The sequence below is a fragment of the Saccharopolyspora sp. NPDC000995 genome (genome assembly GCF_053599315.1).
The window spans coordinates 26,334-51,386 of record NZ_JBSFLZ010000011.1 but is presented as its reverse complement, the minus strand read 5'-3'; the positions used below and the strand labels follow the sequence as shown (position 1 = coordinate 51,386).

Genomic DNA, 25,053 nt, shown 5'->3' with positions numbered 1-25,053 from the left:
CGAGTTTCAATCGAAATTGCGGTCGACCGAGCACGTGTCCGGTGAGGTGTCCGTCCCAAGGTCCGCAGTTTCAAAAGAAACTGCTGCCGCCCGGTGATCCGTTGGGAAGTCAGTCGTCGCCGCGGATGATGCCGCGGAGCTTCGGCACGCGATCGTTGAGCGTGCGCTCCGAGCCGCGGCCGGTCGGCTGGTAGTAGTCGCGCCCCACCAACTGGTCTGGCGGATACTGCTGGGCGAGCACGCCTTCCGGCTTGCTGTGCGGGTACTGGTAGCCCGTGGCGTTGCCGAGCTTGCTCGCCCCTGCGTAATGCCCGTCGCGCAGGTGCGGCGGCACCGGGCCGCCCTTGCCCGCCCGCACGTCGCCCAGCGCCTCGTCGATAGCCATGATCACGGCATTCGACTTGGGCGCGGTGGCGAGGTGGATCGTGGCCTGCGCCAACGCCAGCCGGCCCTCGGGCATACCGATGAACTGCACCGCGTGAGCCGCCGCGACGGCGGACTGCAGCGCGGTCGGATCGGCCATGCCGATGTCCTCGCTGGCGTGCACGACGAGCCGCCGCGCGATGAACCTCGGGTCCTCCCCCGCCTCCACCATCCGGGCCAGGTAGTGCAGCGCGGCGTCCACATCGGACCCGCGGATGGACTTGATGAACGCGCTGGCGATGTCGTAGTGCTGGTCGCCGCCGCGGTCGTAGAGCACGGCGGCGCGGTTCACGGTGGCCTCCACCGTCGCCAGGTCGATCGCCTCCGCGCCGGTCGAGCTCGCCGACTCCGCCGCCGCCTCCAGCGCGGTCAGTGCCCGCCGCGCATCGCCGCCGGCCAGCGACACCAGATGCTCCTCCGCCGCTTCTTCCAGGCCCAACGCCCCGCCCAGGCCGCGTTCCTCGCCGACCGCCCGGCGCAGCAGCGTGCGGATGTCGTCGTCCTCCAGGCTGCGCAGTTGCAGCACCAGCGATCGCGAGAGCAGCGGGGCCACCACGGAGAAGTACGGGTTCTCCGTGGTGGCCGCCACGAGGAGCACGGTGCGGTCCTCGACCGCACCCAGCAGGGCGTCCTGCTGGGTCTTGGAGAAGCGGTGCACTTCGTCGATGAACAGCACGGTCGACTCGCCGGAACGGCCGAGTCGGCGGCGCGCCTCCTCGATGACGGCACGCACCTCCTTGACGCCGGAGGACAACGCGGACAGCGCCGCGAACCGGCGGCCGGTGGCCAGCGAGACGAGGTTAGCCAGGGTGGTCTTGCCGGTGCCGGGCGGACCGTAGAGGAGCACCGACGCCGGTGCGGCCCCTTCGACCAGGCGGCGCAGCGGAGCTCCCGCCCCTAGCAGGTGCTGCTGCCCGACGACCTCGTCCAACGAGCGGGGCCGCATCCGCACCGCCAACGGCGCGTTTTCGGCCAGCTTCTCGCCCGCTCGCATCTCGGTGTCGGCGCCGAACAGCCCTTCGTCGAACAAGCCCTCGCTCACACCCCGACGCTACCGGTCACCCCTGACCGCTCAGCCCACCCGGGCGGGCAGGGCGACCTCGACTGTGCAGTCGCCCCGGCGGCGCTGGGCCGCCCAGTGCTCAACCGCTTGGTGGCAGGCGCGGTCGAGGTGCCGGACCATCGTCAGGTCGAGGTGCACGTGCTTGCTCGTCGGCAGCGCTTCGAGATGGTCCAGCAGCCGCGGCAGCCGCAGGAACGTCGCGGTGCCGCCCATCTCGACGCGCACGTGCTCATCGCCGTGTTGGGCCGTCAAAGACAGCCGCGAGACCTCGATCGCGGTCTTGACGATGGCGACCGCGAGACCGGCCAGGGTGCCGATCAGCAGGTCGGTGGCCACGATCATGCTCGCGGTAAGCACCAGCACGAGGGCCTCGGAGCGGTGTTCCCGCACCAGCGCGACGACCTGCCGCAGCTCCAGCAGCTTCCAGCCGGCCTGGATCAGCAGGGCCGCGAGCACAGCCGTCGGGATGAAGGCGAGCACGCCTGGCAGCAGGACCACGAACAGCAACAGCCAGAACCCGTGCAGCACGCGGGAGAGCTTGGTCTTCGCACCGGCCTGCACGTTCGCGGCGCTGCGCACGATGACTGCGGTCATCGGCAACGCCCCGAGCAGGCCACAGAGCGCGTTGCCCGCTCCTTGCGCGACGAGTTCCTTGTTGTACTGCGTCTTCGGGCGGTCATGCATGCGGTCCACGGCAGCGGCGCTGAACAGGCTTTCCGCCGACGCGATCAGGGCGAAGGTCAGTATCGAACCCAGCACGGCGGGCGTGGCGAGTTCGCCCCAAGCAGCGGCGGTGGGGATGTTCAGCGCCGCGAGCAGCGAACCGACCTCCACCTTGTGCACCGGCATCGCGGCGATCGCCGCCAAGGCGCTGGTCGCCATGACGGCCACGAGTGCGCCGGGCACGAGCCGCAGCCTCGCGGGCGCCTTCTTCCAGACGCTCATGATCACCAGGGCCAGCACCGCCAGCACGAGCCCGCTGATGCCCTCCGGGCTGGTCACCGCGGCGACCAGCAGATCCGGGATTCCGGCGAACTTCGTCCAGGTGGAGTCGGGCTGCGCGAGCCCGCCCACCGGGTAGATCTGACCGAGGATCAGCACCAGACCGATGCCGGCGAGCATGCCCTGTACCACCGACGGCGAAATCGCCCGGAACCAGGTACCGAGCCTGCTCACCCCGAGCACGATCTGGACCACGCCGGCGCCGAGCACGATCACGCCGAGCGCGCCCAGCCCGTGCTTGTCCACGGCCGAGGCCACCAGCACGGTCAGCCCCGCTGCAGGGCCGCTCACCTGCATCGTGCTGCCGGGCAGCAGGCCTACCACGAGCCCACCGACGATGCCGGTGACGATGCCCAGTTCGGCGGGGACGCCGGAGGCGACGGCCACGCCGACGCACAGCGGCACCGCCACCAGGAACACCACCAGCGAGGCCCCCATATCGGCGCCGAAGGTGGCTTTCGGCCAGCGCGGCACGCCGAGGCTGCGGCGCGCCGGGCGAGGCGTTTCGAGTCGAGTCGTCACGATGCCCTCCAGGGCAGGTTGGAATGCGGGAAACGGGTATCGCGCCGCGCACCTGGCGGTGCGGGCGTCGACCCGGTGGACGGGAGTTAGAGCGGGAGGAAGTCCGGCACGTCCGGGGTTTGCGGGCAGGCGTAGACGAGACCGGTGTCGATCTCGTAGAACCAGCCGTGCAACCGCAGCTCACCGGCGTCGAGCCGGTCCCGGATGAACGGGTATTCGCGCAGCGTCTGCAGCTGCGCGTGGATGTGCCGCTTGCTCTCGGCACGCACGCTCGGATCGTCCGGTTCGACACCGGCCAGCCCATCGGTGCCGAGCCAGGTCCGCAGCGCCGGCAGTTCCTCCAAGCCGCGCCCGGCCAGGGCCAACGCCGTCACGGCACCGCAGTGCGAGTGCCCGCAGACGATGATCTCCGGCACGCGCAGCTGCAGCACGGCGTACTCGATGGTGGCCATTTCGCTGGACGCCGAGTTCGGCGCGTATTTCGGCACCACATTGCCGGCCGTCCGCAGTTCGAACAGATTCCCGGGTTCGGCGCCGGTGATCTGGGACGGGATCACCCGCGAATCGGAGCAACCGATGAACAGCGCGGCCGGTTTCTGACCTGCGGCGAGCTGCCTGCGGCGGTCAGCGGAAAGCATGCTCGGGTGTTGCCGAGCGTGTCGTACGAAATGTTCGAAGCTCATTGTCGCCTCTCTGATCGTCTGCTCGGAATATGCCGCGAGCATCGATCAGTGGCGGATCACCTGAAGGACGGCGGGGGAATGTCTGACTTTGACGAAGGCGTCGTGCGGTTTGCTCCCAGCGTTCGCGAATTTCCCCGTCAGCGCCTGGTTCTCGATATGGACGGCGTGCTGCAGTCCCCGCGGCAGAAGCGGGCGGCGACCTTCCTGGCCGTCGCAGCAACGCCGGTGCAGCGCGATGCCCGGCACCCGCTCGCGCAGCTTCTCGCCGTCCCGGTGTTCATTTGTCTCGGACTTCGTTTCCGCAGGCCCGGTGCGCAACTGCGGGCCTGCTTCGACGTTGAGCGGCCCCAGCAAGGCGAGCACGACCGCGAAGAGCAGGAACAACCCCGCCCTCGCGATCTGCCATGCCTTGCCGCGCACGAATGCCTCCCGTAATAGAGCAGCCGATCCCCTTCCGGCGGCATCGACGGTAGCGGGGAGAAGTAGCGAGACGCTGAACTAAAGGTATCCGACAACTGCGGTACGAGCGCAAGCCGCAGATCCGGTCACGCCGCGCGGAAACAAAGGAAGACGTGCTAATGCAACCCGGTTCGACCTGCGAATTCACCCGTATGCCGGGTGGACAAGAGCCCCGTCACTGCGCTGTGTAAACGATGTTCACTACGGAACGTATTCGAAATGTGACGAGCATTACCGCATCGAAGTAGTCTCGAAGCTGAAGCTTATTCAGCCATGCAACACGACCGAAACACGAAATCCTAGCGAACCCGATAGTGGTACTCGTGCGAGGGCGCGAAGCCCAGTGCCTCGTAGCACCGCCGCGCACCGGGATTGTCCGCCTCGATCTGGAGGAAGAACCGCGCCGCCCCGGCACCGGACGCCCACCATGCCCCCGTGCGCAGGACCGCGCTGGCCACCGCGCCGCCGCCAGCCGGATGCGTGGGCATGCCGTAGATCCCGCACCAACCGTCCGAGACCGCGAACATCCCGACCCCGACCGGAACACCGCGGTGCAGGGCGATGGCGAACCGAACCGGCCGCGGGACGCGATCCAGGCTCGCTTCCGGCCTGCTGCCAACCGCCTCGCCGGCGACGAGCCAGGACGGCTGCGGCCCAGCCTCCAGCCGGCCCCCGAACCGGCCCACCCAGGGGTTCGGCGAGCACCCGCTCGCAGTCGGCGAACATGACGGCCGTGGAACCGACGACGCGGTAGTCCCGACCGGCCAGGAACGCATCCGACTCAGCATGCCGATCCAGCGGGCTGACCTGCACGACCGGCGCGGGGTCCCCGAGCGGCGTAGAACTTCTCCACCCCCTCGACCGCCACTTCGGGATCCGCTACGGCCTCGGGCGGCAGCGCAGAGTTCGAGCGTTTGCGGTTCAGCAGCCCGCAGTGCCGCAGCAGCCAGCCGTCGACCCGCTCGATCGTCGAAGCGGGCCAGGTCGCGACGGCGACCCGCTCGATCTCCAACGCCCGCGGCCACCACGCAAGCTCTCGCAGACGCCTACCCGGTCCGGAACGCCGGGTACGGCTGCAGGTGCAGCGCACCGGCACCGAAGCGGTCCACCAGCGCGTCGACCACGCGGTCCGCGAACTCCGCCACGTCGGCCATGTCCGCCCCGTCCGCGTCCGACCGCAGGTGCCGCCACCGGTCGACCAGCGCCGTGCTGCGGCGCGGCGACGGCATGTGCAGGTCGATCGGCCGGTCTCTCTCCCCGGTCCGCGGCAAGAACCACCAGGTCGACACCCACACCCACAGCAGCTGGGCGTTGAACAACCGGGGCATCAGCACCTCGTCGTCGTCCAGCTCCGGCCAGACCTCGATGATCTCCGAACGCCACGTCGACAACATGCTCTCGGCCAGGTTGTCCGGCAGCGCGTACGAGCACCACGACGACGGGAACGGGTACTGCAGGTACGCGGCGTCCATCGCGACATCGCGCACGCAACCCCACTCGAAGTCCAGGAACCGCACGCCGCTGCTACCGGTCACGAGGCTGTTGTCCGGGCAGATGTCCGACGGGCTGAAAGCCCGGTACCGGCTCGACTCCAGCAGCTCGGCAGCGGCGGTCAACCGCTCCACCATCAGCGGCGGCGTGTCCACGCCGAGAGTCTGCGACAGCAGTTCCGGCAGCTCGCCCACCGAACGCACGATGTCGTCGGCGACCGGGTCGGTCCACGACTTCGCGCCCAGTCGGCGCATCAGCGCGTCGAAGTCCGCCTCGCAGCCGACAGTGGTGCTGTGCAGCCGCCCCAGCGCCCGAGCCCACGCCAGCAGCGCCCGCTCCGCCACCCGCGGGTCGTCGGCGAACAGCACGTCGGCCAAGGTGGAGCCGCGCCCGAGGTCCTCCAGCACCAGCAGGCGCTCGGCGGCATCGTGCGCGATGAGCTCGGGGCCGACCCGGGCCTCCGGCGGCAGGGCGGTGGTGAGCTGGCAGCTCGCCGCCTCGTGCGCGAACGGGTCGGAACGAGCCTCCACTGGGCACTCGCCGTAGTGCTTGACCACGATGGTGCGAGGCAGTTCGAACGGTGATTCGGCGATCCGCACCCGCATCACGACTGAGCGGTCACTGCCGCCGAGGTCCTCCGCATCGGCAAGCCGGACCGGTGCTCCCGTCCGCTTGCTCAGCACGGCTTCCGCAGTCCCGACGGTGTCGGTCGCCTCGGCGCTGGCCGGGACGCGAACCTCCGGGGGGCCGGTGGTGATCTCCACGCTCATCGTCTCCAGACACTACCCCCACAACCTGAACTTGAAAGGGCATGACCGGTCAAGTGACACACGATCGGTCAGCACCCGTAACCGCAACGTGTTCACCCGACAGCCCTGCCTCCCACCCTCGACCGGCCATCGGACGTAGTCTCCCCGTAGACGCTGACGGAACCAAGCGACGGCGGCGTTGCACGGTCGCGAAAATTGCGAAACCACGGCGCGGCGCGCCTCCCGCATCTCCCACGTCGGCACCCGGTTGGCCAGGCTCGCCGGTCTGCGCCGCAGCGCCAGGACCGCGGACGCCGACGCGACGATGCCGATTAGGTTGACCACCAGCTGCCCGACCGACCAGCACATTGTGCCCAGTCGCCGAGCGTCTCCGCCACCACCGCATAACCGGCGGCGGGCACCGCCGTGACCGAGATGAACACGCCGACCAGGACGGCCGACTTAGCCGAAGTCAGCGCCATCATCCCGGCGGCCCCGGCCAACAGCGACACGATGAGCGACGACCAGCCTACCTGGTATACGAACGCCACCTGGCTGTTCTGCGGCAAGCGGAGCCGGTCGGAAACCCACGGCGAGCGCCCGATCGGTGCACTCGGCCGCACAGATGATCCGCAGGTGCAGCACGCGGTGCCCGCCGCGCCCCGATCAGCCCTGCTTCTCCACCACACCGGGCGGGAACACCGAGATGCTCTGGTCGCCGACCTGCGCGGCGGGCTTGGCGTCGATCCCGGCTTCCTTGCGCTGCTCGATGGTGATCGGCGAGGGCGCGCCGGTAAGCGGGTCGAAACCGCCACCGCTCTTCGGGAAGGCGATGACGTCGCGCAGCGAGTCTGCGCCGGCCAGCAGCATGCAGATCCGGTCCCAGCCGAAGGCGATGCCGCCGTGCGGCGGCGGGCCGAACTTGAACGCGTCCAGCAGGAAGCCGAACTTGTCCTGCGCCTGCTCCTGCGAGATGCCGAGCAGCTCGAACACCCGCTCCTGGATGTCGGAGCGGTGGATACGCAGCGAGCCGCCGCCGATCTCGTTGCCGTTGCAGACGATGTCGTAGGCCCAGGCCAGCGCGTGCTCGGGATCCTGGTCGAAGTTGTCGATCCAGTCGGCGTTCGGCGAGGTGAACGGGTGGTGCACGGCGGTCCAGCGGCCGGTGCCGACGGCGACGTCGTCGGTCTCGTCGACCGGCTCGAACATCGGGGCGTCCACGACCCACAGGAACGACCAGGCGTCGTGGTCGATCAGGCCACAGCGCTCACCGATCTCCAGCCGCGCCGCGCCAAGCAGGCCACGGGCCGCCGAGCGCGGACCGGCGGCGAAGAACACGCAGTCGCCCGGGGACGCGCCCACGGTCTTGGCGAGGCCTTCGCGCTCGGCGTCGGAGAGGTTCTTCGCGACCGGACCGGACAGCGTGCCGTCGGCCCCGACGAGCACGTAGGCCAGGCCCTTGTGCCCGCGCTGCTTGGCCCACTCCTGCCAGGCGTCGAGCTGCCGGCGCGGCTGGTCGGCACCGCCGGGCATCACGACGGCCCCGACGTAGGGCGCCTGGAACACCCGGAAGGTGGTGTCCTTGAAGTACTCGGTCATTTCGGTGAGCTCGAGCCCGAAGCGGAGATCCGGCTTGTCCGTGCCGTACTTGGCCATCGCCTCGGCGTAGGTCATCCGGGGGATCGGACGCGGGATCTCGTGGTCGGCCAGCTTCCCCCACAGCGCCGCGAGGACCGCCTCGCCGAGCTGGATCACGTCGTCCTGCTCGACGAAGCTCATCTCGATGTCGAGCTGGGTGAACTCCGGCTGCCGGTCGGCGCGGAAGTCCTCGTCGCGGTAGCAGCGCGCGATCTGGAAATAGCGCTCCAGACCGCCGACCATCAGCAGTTGCTTGAACAGCTGCGGCGACTGCGGCAGCGCGTACCAGTTGCCGGGCTGCAGCCGGGCCGGGATCAGGAAGTCCCGGGCGCCCTCCGGCGTCGAACGGGTCATGGTGGGCGTCTCGACCTCGACGAAGTCGCGGTCGTGCAGCACCTCCCGGGCGAGCCGGTTGACCTCGCTGCGCATCCGCATGATCCGGGCCGGCTCGGCGCGCCGCAGGTCCAGGTAGCGGTGCTTGAGCCGGACCTCCTCGCCGACCTCCAGGTGCTCGTCGAGCGGGAACGGCAGCGGCGCGGCCTCCGAGAGCACCTCCAGCCCGGTGACGGTCACCTCGATTCCGCCGGTGGCGATCTCCGGGTTCTCGTTGCCCTCCGGGCGGCGGATCACCTGGCCGGTGACCCGGACGCAGAACTCGGCGCGCAGCCGGTGGGCGCGCTCGGCCATCTCGCCTTCGCGGAAGACGACCTGGGCGACGCCCGAGGCGTCGCGCAGATCGATGAAGATGACCCCGCCGTGATCGCGACGGCGCGCCACCCACCCGGCGAGGGTGACGGTCTGCCCGGCATGACCGGCGCGAAGCGATCCGGCCTCGTGCGTGCGCATCACGGGTACTGAGCTCCTTCTTCCGCTGTTCAGCGCTTGACGGTACTGACGTGTGGCTGGTCCCGGACCTAGCCGCACCCGATCGTCGGGAAACCTCCGATCACGGTGTTCAGCAGCCAGGACGCAAGGCATTAAGGCTAGCCAACGGGCACCGGGGCGCAGCGCGCAGGTGCCGCGCGTCGGGCCGCTGGCGCGGAGCGTAACCGCGGCCCGCGACGTCGCCGCCACCAGCCTGCCGGTTCGCGGCGGCGGCGTCCGGTTCGCCCGTTCGCCGCAGCGAGACCAAATGGTCGATACCAATTTCATCGCTGATGGCCCACAATTCAACCGATTCGAGGTATAGACACGATCATGCAACGGGCATTGATAGGCGCCCGCGAAGCGATGAAGGAGGCGATTTCCACCTTAAGTGCCCTCGGGTTCCTCCTTTAGTCGGAGGTACCTACCGGAACTCGGTCGTTGCGCAACACTGACCCAACTGTTTAGCGTAAGTTCGGCATTCGGCGGACACGAGGAGTAACGATGAGCGGTCCGAAAACCGAGGCTCGCCCGGCGACCCGCCCGGCCCTCAGCGGCACGCAGCAAGCAGTGAGCGCTTTGTCTGCCGAACTCTCCGAACTGCTCCGAACCGGTCCGTTCGAAGCCGCCCTGCGCACCGCGATCCGGGCGAGCCGGTTGAGCCTGGAACGCATCCAGCACCGGCTGCGCGCCCGCGGCACCCCGGTCAGCATCACGGCGCTGAGCTACTGGCAGTCGGGCCGACGACGCCCGGAGCGCCCCGACTCGCTGCTCGCACTGCAACAGCTGGAGCAGGTGCTGGGCGTGCCGGAAAGCTCACTGTCGGGTCTGCTGGGTCCGCCCCGACCGCGCGGCCGCACCCGGCAGGCCCCCGCCGAAGCGCCGCCGCTGAGCGCGCTCTGGTCGGAGAACGAGTCGGCCGCCGAGCTGCTCACCAAGATCGACACCAGCCACGACAGCAAGCTCGCGCGGCTGAGCCACCACGACGTGGTTCACGTGGATCAGCGCGGTGAGCTGCGCAAGATCCGGACCCGCAAGCTGGTTCGCGCCGAGAGCAACGGCGTCGACCGCTGGGTGATCATGTTCGACGGCGCCTCGTCCGGCGAGACGCCGCCGATCATCCGCCCGATCCGGTCCTGCCGGCTCGGTCAGGTGCTCACCGACCACGCCCGCGACCTGGTGGTGGCGGAGCTGCTGTTCGACCGGGCGCTGGCGCGCGGCGAGACGCTGCTGCTGGAGTACGAGATCATCGACCCACCGACCGGCCCGAACGAGGTCGAGCACAGCTTCTGCCGGCTCTTCCGGCTGCCCGTGCGGCAGTACGTGGTCGAGTTGCAGTTCGACCTGGCGCACCCGCCCACTCGGTGCGAGAGCTACGTCGGCGACTCCACCACGCAGGAGACAGAGCCCCCCAAGCCGCTGACGGTCGACCGATTCGGCCGGACGCACGCGGTGGCTCTGGACTTCGGCATGGGCGTCTTCGGCGTCCGGTGGCAGCCCGAGGAAAACCTGAGCTCCAGCACGTCTTCGTGCACGACGACGCGCTGACCCGACTCGGGGACGAGCGACCCTACGACCAGCACGGAAGGTAACCGGAAATCGGCGCGTCTTCCGAACGATGGTCGAATCGCGAACAGCGCCGCCGCCTTCACATTCCGGAAACGAATGATCGACTTGCCGAACTGCGCAGAAATCGTTTTCAACATGTCCAATCCCAATTGAAAATGATATCTATTTGCTGAAGCACTGCCCCTACCCGACCGAGCTCACAACAGGCCGAGCCGACGCACCCCCTCCTCCATGAATCGGCCAAGTCAGATAGCCGGTGTCCGACCTCGAAGCGGCGTGCGAGCGTCGGTCAACGAAGCACGTACCGGCTACAGGACGAGTGGCAGACCCGCGCCATGCTCGAACGGCTCGTCGCCCGTATGGGCCGGCCAATTTCGGTTGCCGACGGATCACCGTGCCCGGCGACCCGCGAGTGCAGCCGCTCGACTGCGTCCGGCTCACCGACCCTGCCGGGTTCGGAAACATCCGCGTGCAGATTTACGGCATCACCCGCTCTGTTGACGACGACGGACGCCTGATCGACACCTACCGCGTCGAGGCCATTACCCCGCCATCGCCCGGCATCTGGGGCTCGTCCCGCTGGGATTCCACGCTGATTTGGAGCTAACACCGTGACCATCCCCCACGTGCCCAGCAACCCCGAGGGCATCGCCTACGCCAGCGAACAGAACGCACTGATCGACCAGTGCAACAACACCGCGAACACGGTCGCCGACCACACCTCGACGCTGTCCAACCACGGAACCCGACTGCTGTCGCTGGCATCCGCACCACCGCCGCACGCCCACCCCATCGGCGAGATCACCGACCTACGGACCGAACTCGATAACCACGCCGCGAGGCTGTCGACGCTCGAAACTGCACCGGCCCCCGCGCTCGACGACCTGGCCGACGTCGCCACCACCGGAGCGACCGACGGCCAGGTGCTCAAGTTCAGCGCCGGAACGTGGGCGCTCGCCGGTCGCGGCCGTCCAAGCGCAGACGTACGCCGGACTCGGGAACCTGCCCGCCTGCCAACGAGCGTTGGACAGGGCCGAGCAAGTCGCCAGCCTCGACGACAAGGCGCCCGCGACCGGTTGGCTCCGCTTCGAGGGGTCGCGGCTGGATGAGGAACGCGCCTCGTGCTTCGTCACGCTGCGCCGTCCGGACTTGGCCGAGCCCGCACTGAACAAGGCGTTGGGGCAAGCCACCTCAGCGCGACGTCGCGGGAGCGTGCTCGTCGACCTCGCAACCGTCGGCGCCCAGCGAGGCGACGTCGACCAACTGGTCATGAGCGGCGCCGCGGCAGTGGACAGCGCCCGACAGACGGCATCGGTCGGATACGTTGGCCGCAAGCTCGGAGACCTGCGAGAGCACCTGGTGCCGTACCTCGGCGACCGACACGTGCGCTACCTGGATTCGCAGATCAAGGACGTTGTGTCCGCATCCGGCCCGAAGCAGTGAGGAGAGGTTCAGTGTCGGACGAGAAGGGTCGTATCTTCCGCGAGGCGTGGATCGCCGGGGTGAACAAGTACTACCCCGGCGAGCCGAAGCCCGGCTACATCGCCCCGTGGGAGGACACGCCCGATTGGGAGCGCGCCAGCGCCGCAGCCGTGTACCAGCAGGTTCACGACTTTATCGAGGCCACCGACGGCAACGCTGCCAACCTCACCCGCGAGCAGAAAGGCCGGTTCGTCGCACTGTGCTGGACCGGCCAGATTTACATGCACTTCGCCGACCCCAAGCCCGCCTACGTCGCTGACTGGGCGGACATGCCCCAATGGCAGCGCGAGACCGATTCGGACATCTTCGAGCGCATTGAGCACGAGGTCGCGCCGCACACGGCTTGATCAGCAGTCGTCGGCGACCACGAAGCGCCCGCCCGGCACCACGGCCCGGCGGGCGCTTTCGCGTCTGCCTGCGCCTTGACTGTCGCGGAGTTCGTCGGCCCCGCGTCACAGCAGAGAGAGCTGACGCTCCCGGTCGCGGTCCGCGTCGGACTGCGGCGGATCATGATGCTGTGTGCGGAAGTTCTCCGGTCGCTGCGGGTGCGCCAATCCATGACGACGCTTGGCCTGCTCGACGCGGTCGGTAACTTCCCGCTGATACGACTTCGGGGCATACGCGCCGTTGCGGTACAGCCGCTCGTACAGCGGCAGCAGATCGGGTCGCTCGCGGCTGAGCCAGGCGTGGTACCACTCGCGCGCGCCCGGTCGCAGATGCAGGACCAGCGGCGTCACGTCCGAGGCGCCCGCCCCCCAGAGGGCGGCCACGGTGCGGTCGATCTGCTCCGGCGCGTCGCTGAGCCCCGGCAGGATCGGCGCCATCAACACCGAGCACCCGATCCCCGCCTCGGCAAACCGCCGCACAACATCGAGACGCCGCAACGGCGACGGCGCCCCCGGCTCCACCGCCCGCCACAAAGCCTCATCAACCGACCCCACCGACACCGCCACCGACACCCTGGTCCGCTGCGCAGCCTCCGTAATCAGGTCCAAGTCGCGCAGGATCAGCGTCCCCTTGGTGAGAATCGAGAACGGGTTCGCACGGTCCCGCAGCGCCGCGATGATCTCCCGCATCAGCCGGTAGCGGCCTTCGGCGCGCTGGTACGGGTCGGTGTTTGTGCCCATCGCGATCGCCTCACCCCTCCACCGCGGGCTGGCCAGCTCCTTGCGCAACAACGTCCCGGCGTTGATCTTGACGACGATCTTGCTGTCGAAGTCGTGACCCGCATCCAGGTCCAAGTACGTGTGGGTACGTCTCGCGAAGCAATACCTGCAAGCGTGGCCGCAACCCCGGTACGGGTTGATGGTCCACCCGAACGGCACCCTGGCCGGGGCCGGCACCCGGTTAATGATCGTTTTGGCATGGATCTCGATCGCGTAGGCCTCGGCGGTGCCCGCCCCGATCGGCACCGGATCCGGCAACCGCAGGCCCGCGCGCCCGCCGGACCGTGCCTGCGGCTCCGGCAGCACGAGCGGCAGTTCCGGCGCATCCCCGGCCGGAGGCGTGACCCGTTGCTGTTCCCATCGCATGAACTGAATTCGAACACAGTTTCGAGATCATGTCGAGCGCCTTGAACGGACACCCACCTTTCGTGTAAACCCCAACGCACGTGGCAAATCCCGACCGGACGAGTTCGGCGAAACGACGAACCCATCGGAAACACCCGCAACGGCTGCCACATCCGCGCGAGCGAATGTCCATTGTGGATCCTTTTGTCTCGCGACAGCTCGGAGCCCAGGTCCGGATTCGCCTTCCCCCGGGGGAGACGGCGGCGACGGAGGGTCGTCGGGTACCGCAGCGGTGGTCGCTCGGTGAGCGGTCCGCATAATTGCCCGGTGACCGATCGCCGTCCCGCCGGAGAGCCTCCCGAGCCCATAGGCGGCCACCGGGCACGCCACCGCCGAGCCGCCGATCGCGACCAGACCCACCGGGCGCAGGACGCCAGGGATCAAGCACCTCAGCACAAAGCGAGTCCCGCGCAGGCGCAACGCGGTCGCAGCCCCAGCTCCTACAGCAGCACCGCGCACGGGCATGGCCACGGACACGGCCCCGCCGAGCCGGCGTCGAAACAGGTCAAGAGGGTGCTCGCGATCGCGCTGGTGCCCTTCGCGCTGGCCGCCATCATCGGCGTACTGCTGCTCTACCCATTCGGCCACCAGCAGCGCACAGGCGCCGATCTCGGGTTCGGCCAGGACCCGGTCAACGCCGAGGTCGTCTCCGCCGTCGTCGGCTCCTGCACCCAGGACTCGCCTGATCAGGGCGGCTGCATCGTGCTCGGTGTGCGGATGCAGGACGGCCCGCGGCCCGGTCAGACCATCCAGCAGGTGGTGCCGACCGACCCCGGCTCGCCGCGCTTCGCCGTCGATGACCGGGTGGTGCTGAGCTACGCCGGAGCCAACCCCGACGACCCGACGTCCTACCAGGTCGTCGACTTCCAGCGCGGCGCGCCGCTGCTGGTTCTGGCGCTGGTGTTCGCCGCGGCGGTGATCGTGCTCGGCCGCTGGCAGGGCCTGGCCGCGCTGGTCGCGCTCGGGCTGAGCTTCGTCGTGCTGGTCGCCTTCGTGCTGCCCGCCATCCTCGCAGGCCAGGATCCGCTGCTGGTGGCGGTGGTCGGGGCCGGGCTGATCATGTTCGTGGTGCTCTACCTGACGCACGGCTTCTCCGCGCGGACCTCGACCGCGGTGCTGGGCACCCTGCTGAGCCTCGCCCTGATCGGCGTGCTCAGCGCGGCCTTTTCGGCGGTCACCAGCCTGACCGGGCTGGACGAGGACACGTCCAGTCTGATGGGCGTGCTGGGGGCGCCGATCGACGCGCGTGGGCTGCTGCTGGCCGGGATCGTGATCGGTGCGCTGGGCGTGCTCGACGACGTGACGGTGACCCAGACCAGTGCCGTGTGGGAGCTGCGCAAGGCCGACCCGGCAATGTCCTGGCGGCAGCTCTACAAGGCGGGGCAGCGGATCGGCCGCGACCACGTGTCATCGGCGGTGAACACCCTGGTCTTGGCCTACGCGGGCGCAGCCCTGCCCATGCTGCTGGCCTACACGCTCTCCGGTCGGACCTTCGGCGAGGTGGTGAGCTCGCAGGCGGTGGCGCAGGAAGTGGTGCGCACCCTCGTCGGCAGCATCGGCCTGGTGGCGGCGGTGCCGATCACGACGGCGATCGCCGCCGCGGTAGCGGTTCGGGAGCCCGCGAAGGCCGCAGCGGGCCGCAGCGGGAGCTCGGTCGCGGATCGCGTGGGGCGTGGCGCTGCCACCGGCTCGGAGACGGCGACGGTGTGGTGGCGTCCGCCGAACCGCAGGCCAGGCCGCTGACCATCCGGCTGCGGGACGAGGCCGAAAACGCGCCCGACGCCGCATGCTGGCGCACCAACACCCCTGGCCGGGGGACAGCTGCGTGGAACGGCTAGCCCAGGGCCGCTACGAACTTGGCGACCGCGTCGGGATGCAGGCGCTGCGTCATCCGGCCCGGCGGTGCGACAGATGCGAGCCGGTACAGCGGGCGGTCCGGGGCCGCGTCGCCGCGAGCCTCCGCCCGCAGCTGGGTCACGATCAGCTGCGAGAGCACCAGCGCCCGGGTATCGGCCGAACCGGCCAGCGTGTCCGCCAGCCGACGCAGCGCAAGAATCCCGAGTTCCCGGCCGCCGGTGCCCGCGTACAGCGCCAGCGAAACGCTGATCGCCTTGCCCTTGGGCGGCCCGCCGATCAGCAGGTTGATCGTCCGCGCGCCGCGCAGGTCGGTGACGAACAAGTCGAAGCGTTCCGCGGCCAACACATCGACCACTCGGGTTCCCACCGCGCGCGCCACCAGCTCGCTGCCGCGCAACGCGATGGTCTTGCGGGATTCCGCAAAAGCCAGCAGCAGCAACGGGATTGCCACGATCGCCGCGGTGATAGCGAAGCCCGGGGGGCCCGCGAACAGGCTCACGATGCCGCCCAGCGCGGCAGCGACGATCAGCGCGGCGATCGCGACGTTGCGAGCCCGGATCCGAATCGTCTTGCGATCCAGCAGATCCAGCGCAATCGTCTCGACTCCGGTCATCTCTGCTCCGCCACGGCGGCCCGGACCTCGTCCACCAGCGAATCCAGCGCGACCGCGCGCTGCTCGCCGCTGACCAGCTCCTTGAGCTGCGCGGTGCCGGCTTCGAGGTCGCGTTCGCCGAGCACCAGCGCGAAGCGGGCACCCGAGCGGTCCGCCGCCTTCATCGCGCCCTTGAGGCCCTTGCCGCCGTAGGCGACGTCGACCCGGACCCCGGCGGCCCGCAGTCCGCCCGCAGCCGCCACCAGGCGGCGCTTGGCGGTCTCGCCCATCGGCACGCAGTACACGTCGCAGCGCGCCTGGTCCCCGACAGCCAGCCCCTCGGCCCGGCAGGCCAGCAGGGTGCGGTCGACACCGAGCCCGAAGCCGACGCCGGAGTACTCCTGCCCGCCGAGATCGGCCATCAAGCCGTCGTAGCGCCCACCGCCGCCGATGCCTGACTGCGCGCCGAGCCCGTCGTGGACGAACTCGAAGGTGGTCTTGGTGTAGTAGTCCAGGCCCCGCACCAGGCGCGGGTTCTCCACGAACTGCACGCCGAGGTCCATCAGGTGCGCCTTGACCTGCTCGTAGTGCTCCTTGGCCGCCACCGAGAGGTGGTCGACCATCAGCGGGGCGTCGGCGACCATTTCGCGCACCTCCGGCCGCTTGTCGTCGAGCACCCGCAGCGGGTTGAGCTCGGCGCGGCGCCGGGTCTCCTCGTCCAGCGGCAGCCCGCGCAGGAACTCCTGCAGCTTCGCTCGGTAGGCGGGGCGGCAGGAGTTGTCGCCGAGCGAGGTGACCTCGATGCGGTGCCCGGTGAGCCCCAGCCGCCGGTAGCCCTCGTCGGCGATCGCGATGACCTCAGCGTCCAGCCCCGGATCGTCAACGCCGATCGCCTCCACTCCGATCTGCTGCAGCTGCCGGTAGCGTCCGGCCTGCGGCCGCTCGTAGCGGAAGAAGGCGCCGCTGTAGTACAGCTTCACCGGAAGCTGGCCGCGGTCGAGGCCGTGCTCGATGACCGAGCGCATCACTCCCGCCGTGCCCTCCGGGCGCAGCGTCAAAGACCGGCCGCCGCGGTCGGCGAAGGTGTACATCTCTTTGGAGACGACGTCGGTGGACTCCCCGACGCCGCGCGCGAACAGGGTGGTGTCCTCGAACAGCGGCAGCTCGATGTAGCCGTAGCCGGCGCGGCGCGCGGCGTCGGCCAGGGTGTCTCGGACCGCCAGGAAGCCCGCCGACTCCGGCGGGTAGTACTCCGGGATGCCCTTGGGTGCGGTGAACGTGCTCATGAGTGGTAGTTCAGTCCTCGTCAGGAAGTGGCTTCGGACGCCGGCAGACCCTGCAGGAACGGGTTGCCCGCGCGTTCGCGCCCGATGGTGGTGGTCGATCCGTGGCCCGGCAGCACGAGGGTCTCGTCGTCCAGCGGCAGCACCTTGGTGCTCAGCGACTCGAGCATCCGGCTGTGGTCGCCGCCGGGCAGATCGGTGCGCCCGATGGCACCAGCGAAGAGGGTGTCGCCGGAGAGCAGCAGCCGCCCGCCCTCGTCGGTCCGGACGCCGAACAGCACCGATCCGCCGGTATGGCCCGGGGTGTGCGTGACGTCGAAGCGCAGCCCGGCGAGTTCCAGCACGTCGCCATCGGCGAGGTCGCGGACGTCGGCTGGCACGTCCATCACCGGGCCGTCGCCGAACAGCTGCCGGCCGGCCGGGCCGAGCGCGGCGCCCGGGTCGTCGAGCATGAACCGGTCGGCCGGGTGGACGTGGGCGGGCACGTCGTGCGCGGCGCACACCTGACTTGCGGAGAAGGCGTGGTCGAAGTGCCCGTGAGTGAGCAGCACCGCGGCGGGCGCGAGCCGGTGCTTGCGCAGCTGTTCGTCCAGCGGCGGCACGGCGTCCTGACCGGGATCCACGACGACGCAGGGTTCGCCTTCCCCGCGCGCGAGCACGTAGCAGTTCGCCTGCAGCGGTCCGGCCGGGAACCCGAGGACAAGCACGAAGTGCAACCTTTCGTTGCGGCGACACCCGATGGAGCGGGTCGGTTGTCCCAAGGTTATCGTCCCGCCCACGTGCGCCTTCGCGCGCGGCACGCGCGATGCGCAGACTCTCAGCAACGGTCCGCGACCGACCCCATAAACTCCCCGGACGACATCAGGTTCACCGAATCCGGGGAGGGAGCAGGTGCCCAGCAACGAGCAACGTCGCCAGGCGGCCAAGCGGAAGCTCGAACGCCAGTTGCAGCGCCGTGCGGAGCAAGCCAAGCGACGCCGGGTGATCACCATCGGCGCGACGATCGTCGTGGTCATCGCGGCCGTGGTGGGCGTCTTCTACTTCACCCGCACGGGAAGCGACACGGCGCAGCGGCAGTCGCCGCAGGCGCAGCCGGAGATCCAGATCCCCACCCAGCTCGCACCGCCGCCGGCCCGGCCGACGCCGCTACCGGACCCGGTTTCCTGCGAGTACAAGCCGGACAGCAAGGGTGCGAGCAAGCCGGTTCAGCCACCTACCAACGGCGAGGTGTCGTCCAAAGGCACCGTGCAGGTCACCGTCAACACCAACCACGGCGCGATCCCGCTGACGCTCGATCGCGCGTTGGCCCCGTGCACCGTCAACAGCTTCATCAACCTGGCCAAGCAGAGCTACTACGACGGCACGTCGTGCCACCGGATCGGCACCGAAGGCCTGCAGATGTTGCAGTGCGGTGACCCGACGGGCAAAGGTTCCGGCGGCCCCGGCTACACCTTCGACGACGAGACTTTCCCGGAGTTGCAGTACGGGCGCGGATACCTAGCGATGGCAAACGCGGGGCCGAACACCAACGGCAGCCAGTTCTTCATGGTTTTCGGCGATGCTCCGCTGTCGCCGGACTACACCGTGTTCGGCACGATCTCCGAGGAAGGCCTGCAGGTCATCGACGGCATCGCCCGTGCGGGCCACGACGGCGCGTTCGAGCCGTCGCCGGGCGGCGGCCACCCGAAGGAGAACGTCACCTTCGAGAAGGTCGACGTCCAAGCCTGACCGAACGCGAAAGAGGGGCGCGGCCTGCTCTTCGGCGCAAGTTCCATTGAAATCGGAAATTCGATTTCAATGGAACTTGCAAACCGCAGCCTGCGGGCTGCGCCCCTTCACTCGCGAGGACAGCAAAACGAGCCCGGAGAACAGTTTCACGCCGCCGAGGTCACCCGGTAGACGTCGTAGACGCCCTCGATGTTGCGGACCGCCTTGAGGACGTGGCCCAGGTGCTTCGGATCGCCCATCTCGAAGGAGAAGCGGCTGACCGCCACCCGGTCGTTCGATGTCGTCACCGATGCCGACAGGATGTTCACCCGCTCGTCCGCCAGCACCTTGGTGACGTCGGAGAGCAGCCGGTGCCGGTCGAGGGCTTCCACCTGGATCGCGACCAGGAACACCGACGACGCCGACGGCGCCCAGTACAGCTCGACCAGCCGCTCGGGCGTGCGGCGCAGGTCGTCGGCGTTGGTGCAGTCCGTGCGGTGCACGCTCACCCAGCCGCCGCGGGTCACGAAGCCCAGGATCTCGTCGCCCGGAACCGGCGTGCAGCAGCGCGCCAGCTTCGCCCACACATCCCCGGCGTCCTTGACCACGACACCGGAGTCGCCGCTGCTGCGGCGCTTGCCGCGCAGGGTTGACGGCGTCGAACGCTCCGCGATCTCGTCGGCCGCCTGCTCTGGTCCGCCGATGAACGCAACCAGGCGCTGCACCAGGTGCTGCGCCGACAGCTGCTTCTCCCCCACCGCCGCGTACAGCCCGGTGACGTCGACGTAGTGCAACTCGCGGGCCACCGCACCAAGCGTCTCGGCCGACACCAGGCGCTGCACCGGCAGGCCGAGCCGCCGGATTTCCTTGGCGATCAGCTCCTTGCCGGACTCGATCGCCTCCTCGCGGCGTTCCTTGGCGAACCACTGCTTGATCTTCGTCTTGGCGCGCGGCGAGGCCGCGAACGACAGCCAGTCCCGGCTCGGGCCGGAGCCCTCCGCCTTGGACGTGAAGATCTCGACGACCTCGCCGTTCTCCAGCTTGCGCTCCAACGCCACCAGCCGGCCGTTGACGCGGGCGCCGATGCAGCGGTGACCGACCTCGGTGTGCACCGCGTACGCGAAGTCCACCGGGGTGGAGCCGGACGGCAGTGTGATCACGTCGCCCTTCGGCGTGAAGACGAAGATCTCCCTGGTCGCGAGGTCGTAGCGCAGCGACTCCAGGAACTCGCCGGGGTCTGCGGCCTCCCGCTGCCAGTCGAGCAGCTGCCGCATCCACGCCATCTCGTCGACCTCGACGGTCGACTGCCCGCCGCCGTTGCGGCCCTTGGTCTCCTTGTACCGCCAGTGCGCCGCGATGCCGTACTCGGCGGTGCGGTGCATCTCGTGAGTGCGGATCTGCACTTCCAGCGGCTTGCCCTCAGGGCCGATCACCGTGGTGTGCAGCGACTGGTAGACGCCGAAGCGAGGCTGGGCGATGTAGTCCTTGAACCGGCCGGGCATCGGCTGCCACAGCGCATGCACCACGCCCATCGCGGCGTAGCAGTCGCGCACTTCGTCGACCAGGATCCGGACGCCCACCAAGTCGTGGATGTCGTCGAAGTCCCGGCCCCGCACGATCATCTTCTGGTGGATGGAGTAGTAGTGCTTGGGGCGGCCCTCCACCTTCGCGGCCAGGCGGGCCGTGTCGAGCTGGTGCGAGAGCTCGTGGATGACGGTGCGCAGATAGGTGTCCCGGGACGGCGCGCGGTTGGCCACCAGGCGCACGATCTCGTCGTACTTCTTGGGCTGCAGGATGGCGAACGCCAGGTCCTCCAGCTCCCACTTGATGGTGGCCATGCCCAGCCGGTGCGCCAGCGGCGCCAGCACTTCGAGGGTTTCCCGCGCCTTGCGGGCCTGCTTCTCCGGTGGCAGGAAGCGCATGGTGCGCATGTTGTGCAGCCGGTCGGCGAGCTTGATCACCAGCACCCGCGGGTCCCGCGCCATCGCGATGATCATCTTGCGGATGGTCTCGGCCTCGGCGGCGGCACCCAGCTTGACCTTGTCCAGCTTGGTGACCCCGTCGACCAGGTGCGTCACCTCGTCGCCGAACTCGGCGCCGAGCTTGTCCAGCGAGTAGTCGGTGTCCTCGACAGTGTCGTGCAGCAGCCCGGCCACCAGCGTGGTGGTGTCCATGCCGAGCTCGGCCAAGATCGTCGCGACCGCCAGCGGATGCGTGATGTAGGGGTCTCCGGATTTTCGCCGCTGGCTGCTGTGCTTCTCCTCGGCGACGTCGTAGGCGCGCTGCAGCAGCGCGAGATCCGCCTGCGGGTGAAGTTCGCGATGCACCGTGGCCAGTGGCTCCAGCACCTGCTTCACCGGAGTGGCCCGCTGCGCCGTGATCTTCCTGGCCAGCCGGGCGCGGACTCGACGCGTCGCGGAGGCCGCCCTCGGCTCGGCAACCGGATCGGTCGCCGCAGCAGGAGATTCGACGTGTTGGCTCACCGCACGCTCCCGGGCTCAGGCATTGCTCTCGTCCCAGGTCCGGGGGACCCGGACACTGAGGATAACGCCATCCGGACTACGGACCTTCCCTGGTCCGGGTGTGATACGCCCAGCGGTCACCTGGCGCAGTCGACGGACCCAGGAACTTCAGCCCGACTGATCAGCACGGCGAAGGGCACCCACGACCCGTCAGCAGGTCACGAATGCCCCTCAGCTCGACGAATCAGGCCTGCAGCAGGGCCCGGACGGTCTCGCCCATGATCTTGTCGCGGCCTTCCAGCGCGGTCAGCTCGAGGACCACGGCCGCCGCCGCGACGGCGGCACCGGCCTGGCGGACCAGGCGGCACGCCGCGCCGAGGGTGCCACCGGTAGCCAGCACGTCGTCCACGATCAGGACCCGCTGACCGGCGCGCAGCGTGTCCGCCGGGAGCTCCAGCGTGGCGCGGCCGTACTCCAGGGTGTAGTCCACCCGGTCCGCGACCACCGGCAGCTTGCCGGGCTTGCGCAGCCCGATCACGCCAGTTCCGAACTCCTGCGCCACCGCCGCGCCGACCAGGAAGCCGCGCGCCTCGACACCGGCCACGACGTCGAACTCGATGTCCCTGCCCAGCGCCAACACCACGGCGTTCAGCCCGGCACCGGCTGCCAGCAGCGGGCTGATGTCGCGGAAGCGCACCCCCGGTTCGGGGAAGTCCGGCACCTCCCGGATCAGCTGCGCCGCCTGCCGGAGCGCGTGATCGGTCTCGTCGGTCACCTGGACGGAAATAGCCGTTTCCTCCGCGGTCAACGCCGCCTCTTCCCCGACGGGCGGCTCGCCTTGCCACCGGGACGCCCACCGCGCGAACCCGAGCCTGCCGCGACGGCGGGCTTCGGCTCGGCCGCGCGCTTCGGTTCCGCCGGGACCTCGTCCCCGGCGGCCTTGACGGCGGCACGCTCGCGGCGTTGCCGCACCTTCGCCGCGTGCTCCCGGAACTTCGGCTCACGCATCTTGAAGTCCACCAGCAGCGGCGTGGCCAGGAAGATCGACGACACCACACCGATGATCATGCCGACCATCTGCACCAGCGCCAGGTCCTGCAGCACGCCGACGCCGAGGAGCCCGGCGCCCACCACCAGCAGCCCGATCACCGGCAGCAGCGCGATCACCGAGGTGTTGATCGAGCGCATCAGGGTCTGGTTGACCGCGAGGTTCGCGGCCTCGCCGTAGGTGCGGCGGGTCAGCCCGAGCAGGCCGCGAGTGTTCTCCTTGACCTTGTCGAAGACCACCACCGTGTCATACAGCGAGAATCCGAGGATGGTCAGCAGGCCGATGACCGTGCTCGGCGTGACCTCGAAGCCGACCAGCGAGTAGATCCCGGCGGTCACCACGACGTCGTGCAGCAGCGCGACCAGCGCCGCCACCGCCATCCACTTCTCGAAGTAGAGCGCCAGGAAGATCGTGACCAGCACCAGGAACACGCCCAGCGCGATCAGCGCCTGCTGGGTGATCTCGCCACCCCAGGTGCCGCTGACAGCGCTGTCGCTGATCACCTGCTGGCTCGGGGCGCCCTGCGCGTTCAGCGGCTGGAGCTCGTTGAACAGCGACTGCTTGACGGCAGCGACCTGGTCGGTGGTCAGCGAAGACGAGCGGATCTGAATGCTCTGGTTGCCCCCGGAACCGGCGATCTGCACCGTCTCGGCCGGGTGGCCCAGCGCGTCCTGGAACGCGGCCTGCACCTGGTCGGACTGGATCGGTCCCTGGACGCCGACCGCAGGCATCTGGATCTTCGTGCCGCCTTCGAAGTCGATGCCGAGGTTGAAGCCCTTGAACCCGATGGCGCCGAGGCACACCAGCACCAGCAGGCCCAGCGAGATGTACCACCGGGAACGCTTGCCGACGATGTCGAAGGCACCGGTTCCGGTGTAGAGGCGGTGGAAGACGCTTCCGCGCTGGGCGCCTTCCGTTCCTGGAGTCGTCACCTTCACGCCTCCTTGGCGGTGGTCGCGGCGGCCTTGCGGGCGGCCCGGTACTGGTCACCGAGCCGTTGCACCGCCCCCAGGCCGGAAACCGAGGGCTTGGACAGGAACTTGTTCTTCGAAGCCATCGCCACCAGCGGATGCGTGACGAGGAAGACCACGACCAGGTCCAGCACCGTCGACATGCCCAGGGTGAAGGCGAAGCCCTTCACCTGGCCGACGGCGAGCACGTACAGCACCGCGGCGGCCAGGAAGCTGACCGCGTCGGCGGACAGGATCGTGCGCCGGGCCCGGGACCAAGCCCGCGGCACCGCCGAGCGGAACGTGCGGCCCTCGCGGATCTCGTCCTTGAGCCGCTCGAAGAACACGATGAACGAGTCCGCGGTGATGCCGATCGCGACGATGAAACCGGCGATGCCGGCCAGGTCGAGGGTGAAGCCGACCCAGCGGCCGAGCAGCACCAGCACCGCGTAGACCACGCCACCAGAGAGGGCCAACGACAGGACGGTCAGGATGCCCAGCAGCCGGTAGTAGAGCAGGCAGTACACCGCGACCAGCACCAAGCCGATGCCGCCAGCGATCAGGCCCGCCTCCAGCGAGGCCACCCCGAGGGTCGCCGACACCGTCTCGGCCTCGGACTGGTCGAAGGCCAGCGGGAGCGACCCGTACTTGAGGATGTTGGCCAGGTCGGTGGCGCTCTCCTGGTTGAACTGCCCGTTGATGCTGGCGTTGCCGCCCAGCAGGGCCTGCTGGATCTCCGGCGCCGACACGACCTCGGTGTCCAGCACGAACGCGGCCTGCTGACCGACGTTGGCGGAAGTGAAGTCGGCCCAGACCTTGGCGCCCTCGCTCTTGAAGTCCAGCGACACCGTCCAGCCCGGCCGCCCGGCCTGCGGTTGCGGCGGCACGGCCTGCGCGTTCGCGACCTCCTTGCCCGGCAGGAACACCGGCTCCAGCAGGTACTTCTGCTGGCCCGCCCGGTCGCAGGTGACCAGCGGCAGCTTCGGATCGTCGTTGCCGCGCAGCGGGTCCTCGGCGGCGCAGTTCAGCGACTGGAGCGCCTGCATCTGGACGTTCGGGTCGGTGCTCTGCCGGAGCGCCTTCGCCTCGTCGATCGCCTTCTGCTGGTCGCCCGGCCCGGGCGGCGGCGCGACCTGCTGCGGGGTGGTCCCCGCCGGCGGCGGGGGCGCCGCGGGCACCGAGTTTACGACCTTGCGGAAGTTCAGCTCGGCGGTCTGCCCCAGCTGCTTGGCTTCCTCACCGCCCACGCCCGGCACGGTGATCACCAGGTTGTTGCCGTCCCGGGTCACCTCGGAACCGCTGATGCCCATGCCGTTGACGCGGGTCTCGATGATCTGCCGGGCCTGGTTAAGCGACTCGGTCGTGGGCGGCTTGCCGTCCGGCGTGCGAGCCGTCAGCGTCACGCGGGTGCCGCCCTGCAGGTCGATCCCGAGTTTCGGCGCCGGCTTGCCGTCACCGGTGAAGAACACCAGTGCGTACAGCCCCACGACGATCAGCGCGAAGATCGCCAGATAACGCCCTGGGCGAATCTGCCCGGCCGGAGGTGCCACGGCGTCAGTTCTCCTGTCCACGGTCCGTATCGGGTGCGCGGTCGGTTCGCATAGGCGTCACCTGCCGAACTGCGCGAGCCGCGGCGGA

General features: G+C 69.3%; 23 protein-coding genes and 1 pseudogene. 7 read left to right on the top strand and 17 right to left on the bottom strand.

Annotation, left to right across the window (positions count from 1 at the left end; genetic code table 11):
• Nucleotides 1-109 precede the first annotated feature (109 nt).
• The 9 genes and pseudogenes from ACWDKQ_RS06410 to aspS all read right to left on the bottom strand — a co-directional run bounded on the left by ACWDKQ_RS06410 (nucleotide 110) and on the right by aspS (nucleotide 8,879).
• Entirely contained in the window at nucleotides 110-1,465 is a 1,356-nt protein-coding gene (locus ACWDKQ_RS06410; protein WP_450137713.1) for a replication-associated recombination protein A, read from the bottom strand.
• 30 nt (nucleotides 1,466-1,495) lie between these two features.
• Nucleotides 1,496-3,010, bottom strand: coding sequence for a SulP family inorganic anion transporter (locus ACWDKQ_RS06405; RefSeq protein WP_450137712.1), 1,515 nt, complete (start codon nucleotides 3,008-3,010; stop codon nucleotides 1,496-1,498).
• 86 nt (nucleotides 3,011-3,096) lie between these two features.
• Complete coding sequence (locus ACWDKQ_RS06400; protein ID WP_450137711.1) at nucleotides 3,097-3,693, bottom strand: carbonic anhydrase; 597 nt, start codon at nucleotides 3,691-3,693, stop codon at nucleotides 3,097-3,099.
• Between the two features lie 45 nt (nucleotides 3,694-3,738).
• The gene (locus ACWDKQ_RS06395; RefSeq protein WP_450137710.1) at nucleotides 3,739-4,113 is read right to left on the bottom strand and encodes a hypothetical protein; all 375 of its coding nucleotides are present in this window, start codon (nucleotides 4,111-4,113) and stop codon (nucleotides 3,739-3,741) included.
• Between the two features lie 338 nt (nucleotides 4,114-4,451).
• Complete coding sequence (locus ACWDKQ_RS06390; protein ID WP_450137709.1) at nucleotides 4,452-4,838, bottom strand: GNAT family N-acetyltransferase; 387 nt, start codon at nucleotides 4,836-4,838, stop codon at nucleotides 4,452-4,454.
• A 95-nt stretch (nucleotides 4,839-4,933) separates the two neighbouring features.
• The gene (locus ACWDKQ_RS06385) at nucleotides 4,934-5,164 is read right to left on the bottom strand and encodes a GNAT family N-acetyltransferase, cg3035/Rv0428c family (RefSeq protein WP_450137708.1); all 231 of its coding nucleotides are present in this window, start codon (nucleotides 5,162-5,164) and stop codon (nucleotides 4,934-4,936) included.
• Nucleotides 5,165-5,198: 34 nt separating this feature from the next.
• Entirely contained in the window at nucleotides 5,199-6,413 is a 1,215-nt protein-coding gene (locus tag ACWDKQ_RS06380; RefSeq protein ID WP_450137707.1) for a phosphotransferase family protein, read from the bottom strand.
• Nucleotides 6,414-6,677: 264 nt separating this feature from the next.
• Nucleotides 6,678-6,952, bottom strand: a pseudogene (locus tag ACWDKQ_RS06375) (DUF389 domain-containing protein); the annotation flags it as partial.
• Between the two features lie 106 nt (nucleotides 6,953-7,058).
• Nucleotides 7,059-8,879 carry an aspartate--tRNA ligase gene (gene aspS, locus ACWDKQ_RS06370; RefSeq protein ID WP_450137706.1) on the bottom strand — a complete coding sequence of 607 codons (1,821 nt, stop codon included), beginning with the start codon at nucleotides 8,877-8,879 and terminating at the stop codon, nucleotides 7,059-7,061.
• 519 nt (nucleotides 8,880-9,398) lie between these two features.
• Here aspS and ACWDKQ_RS06365 point away from each other — a divergent pair.
• The 5 genes from ACWDKQ_RS06365 to ACWDKQ_RS06345 all read left to right on the top strand — a co-directional run bounded on the left by ACWDKQ_RS06365 (nucleotide 9,399) and on the right by ACWDKQ_RS06345 (nucleotide 12,292).
• Nucleotides 9,399-10,442, top strand: a complete 1,044-nt coding sequence (locus ACWDKQ_RS06365; RefSeq protein ID WP_450137705.1) for a hypothetical protein — start codon at nucleotides 9,399-9,401, stop codon at nucleotides 10,440-10,442.
• Between the two features lie 415 nt (nucleotides 10,443-10,857).
• The gene (locus ACWDKQ_RS06360; RefSeq protein ID WP_450137704.1) at nucleotides 10,858-11,070 is read left to right on the top strand and encodes a hypothetical protein; all 213 of its coding nucleotides are present in this window, start codon (nucleotides 10,858-10,860) and stop codon (nucleotides 11,068-11,070) included.
• A gap of 4 nt (nucleotides 11,071-11,074) precedes the next feature.
• On the top strand, nucleotides 11,075-11,572 hold the full coding sequence (locus ACWDKQ_RS06355) for a hypothetical protein (RefSeq protein WP_450137703.1): 498 nt from the start codon (nucleotides 11,075-11,077) through the stop codon (nucleotides 11,570-11,572).
• A gap of 40 nt (nucleotides 11,573-11,612) precedes the next feature.
• Nucleotides 11,613-11,906 (top strand): hypothetical protein, encoded by a 294-nt coding sequence (locus tag ACWDKQ_RS06350; protein ID WP_450137702.1) that lies wholly within the window; start codon nucleotides 11,613-11,615, stop codon nucleotides 11,904-11,906.
• Between the two features lie 11 nt (nucleotides 11,907-11,917).
• Nucleotides 11,918-12,292, top strand: a complete 375-nt coding sequence (locus ACWDKQ_RS06345) for a hypothetical protein (protein ID WP_450137701.1) — start codon at nucleotides 11,918-11,920, stop codon at nucleotides 12,290-12,292.
• A 105-nt stretch (nucleotides 12,293-12,397) separates the two neighbouring features.
• Here ACWDKQ_RS06345 and ACWDKQ_RS06340 read toward each other — a convergent pair whose 3' ends face one another.
• Nucleotides 12,398-13,477, bottom strand: a complete 1,080-nt coding sequence (locus tag ACWDKQ_RS06340; protein WP_450137700.1) for an Rv2578c family radical SAM protein — start codon at nucleotides 13,475-13,477, stop codon at nucleotides 12,398-12,400.
• Between the two features lie 306 nt (nucleotides 13,478-13,783).
• On the opposite strand from ACWDKQ_RS06340, the gene ACWDKQ_RS06335 reads away from it, so the two are divergent.
• Nucleotides 13,784-15,259 (top strand): YibE/F family protein, encoded by a 1,476-nt coding sequence (locus ACWDKQ_RS06335; protein WP_450137699.1) that lies wholly within the window; start codon nucleotides 13,784-13,786, stop codon nucleotides 15,257-15,259.
• Between the two features lie 91 nt (nucleotides 15,260-15,350).
• Here ACWDKQ_RS06335 and ACWDKQ_RS06330 read toward each other — a convergent pair whose 3' ends face one another.
• The 3 genes from ACWDKQ_RS06330 to ACWDKQ_RS06320 are packed head-to-tail and all read right to left on the bottom strand — an operon-like array spanning nucleotide 15,351 to nucleotide 17,955.
• Nucleotides 15,351-15,986, bottom strand: a complete 636-nt coding sequence (locus ACWDKQ_RS06330; RefSeq protein WP_450137698.1) for a hypothetical protein — start codon at nucleotides 15,984-15,986, stop codon at nucleotides 15,351-15,353.
• The gene (hisS, locus tag ACWDKQ_RS06325) at nucleotides 15,983-17,251 is read right to left on the bottom strand and encodes a histidine--tRNA ligase (RefSeq protein ID WP_450137697.1); all 1,269 of its coding nucleotides are present in this window, start codon (nucleotides 17,249-17,251) and stop codon (nucleotides 15,983-15,985) included. Before hisS ends, ACWDKQ_RS06330 begins: the two co-directional genes overlap by 4 nt.
• A gap of 20 nt (nucleotides 17,252-17,271) precedes the next feature.
• Nucleotides 17,272-17,955, bottom strand: a complete 684-nt coding sequence (locus ACWDKQ_RS06320) for an MBL fold metallo-hydrolase (RefSeq protein ID WP_450137696.1) — start codon at nucleotides 17,953-17,955, stop codon at nucleotides 17,272-17,274.
• Nucleotides 17,956-18,139: 184 nt separating this feature from the next.
• On the opposite strand from ACWDKQ_RS06320, the gene ACWDKQ_RS06315 reads away from it, so the two are divergent.
• Nucleotides 18,140-18,976 (top strand): peptidylprolyl isomerase, encoded by an 837-nt coding sequence (locus ACWDKQ_RS06315; RefSeq protein WP_450137695.1) that lies wholly within the window; start codon nucleotides 18,140-18,142, stop codon nucleotides 18,974-18,976.
• Between the two features lie 146 nt (nucleotides 18,977-19,122).
• On the opposite strand, the gene ACWDKQ_RS06310 is transcribed toward ACWDKQ_RS06315, so the two are convergent.
• From ACWDKQ_RS06310 to secD, 4 genes are all read right to left on the bottom strand, one after another.
• Nucleotides 19,123-21,438 (bottom strand): RelA/SpoT family protein, encoded by a 2,316-nt coding sequence (locus tag ACWDKQ_RS06310; RefSeq protein ID WP_450137694.1) that lies wholly within the window; start codon nucleotides 21,436-21,438, stop codon nucleotides 19,123-19,125.
• A gap of 223 nt (nucleotides 21,439-21,661) precedes the next feature.
• The gene (locus tag ACWDKQ_RS06305; protein WP_450137693.1) at nucleotides 21,662-22,225 is read right to left on the bottom strand and encodes an adenine phosphoribosyltransferase; all 564 of its coding nucleotides are present in this window, start codon (nucleotides 22,223-22,225) and stop codon (nucleotides 21,662-21,664) included.
• Nucleotides 22,222-23,403 (bottom strand): protein translocase subunit SecF, encoded by a 1,182-nt coding sequence (gene secF, locus ACWDKQ_RS06300; protein ID WP_450137692.1) that lies wholly within the window; start codon nucleotides 23,401-23,403, stop codon nucleotides 22,222-22,224. Before secF ends, ACWDKQ_RS06305 begins: the two co-directional genes overlap by 4 nt.
• Complete coding sequence (secD, locus tag ACWDKQ_RS06295) at nucleotides 23,400-24,965, bottom strand: protein translocase subunit SecD (protein ID WP_450137691.1); 1,566 nt, start codon at nucleotides 24,963-24,965, stop codon at nucleotides 23,400-23,402. The genes secF and secD overlap by 4 nt, the downstream gene beginning before the upstream one ends.
• Between the last annotated feature and the right edge of the window lie 88 nt (nucleotides 24,966-25,053).

Bases quoted from the DNA above. Each gene is read 5' to 3' on its own strand.
- ACWDKQ_RS06400 (WP_450137711.1), bottom strand. From the start codon at position 3,693: ATGAGCTTCGAACATTTCGTACGACACGCTCGGCAACACCCGAGCATG.
- hisS (WP_450137697.1), bottom strand. From the start codon at position 17,251: ATGAGCACGTTCACCGCACCCAAGGGCATCCCGGAGTACTACCCGCCG.
- ACWDKQ_RS06340 (WP_450137700.1), bottom strand. From the start codon at position 13,477: ATGCGATGGGAACAGCAACGGGTCACGCCTCCGGCCGGGGATGCGCCG.
- ACWDKQ_RS06365 (WP_450137705.1), top strand. From the start codon at position 9,399: ATGAGCGGTCCGAAAACCGAGGCTCGCCCGGCGACCCGCCCGGCCCTC.
- ACWDKQ_RS06380 (WP_450137707.1), bottom strand. From the start codon at position 6,413: ATGAGCGTGGAGATCACCACCGGCCCCCCGGAGGTTCGCGTCCCGGCC.
- ACWDKQ_RS06330 (WP_450137698.1), bottom strand. From the start codon at position 15,986: ATGACCGGAGTCGAGACGATTGCGCTGGATCTGCTGGATCGCAAGACG.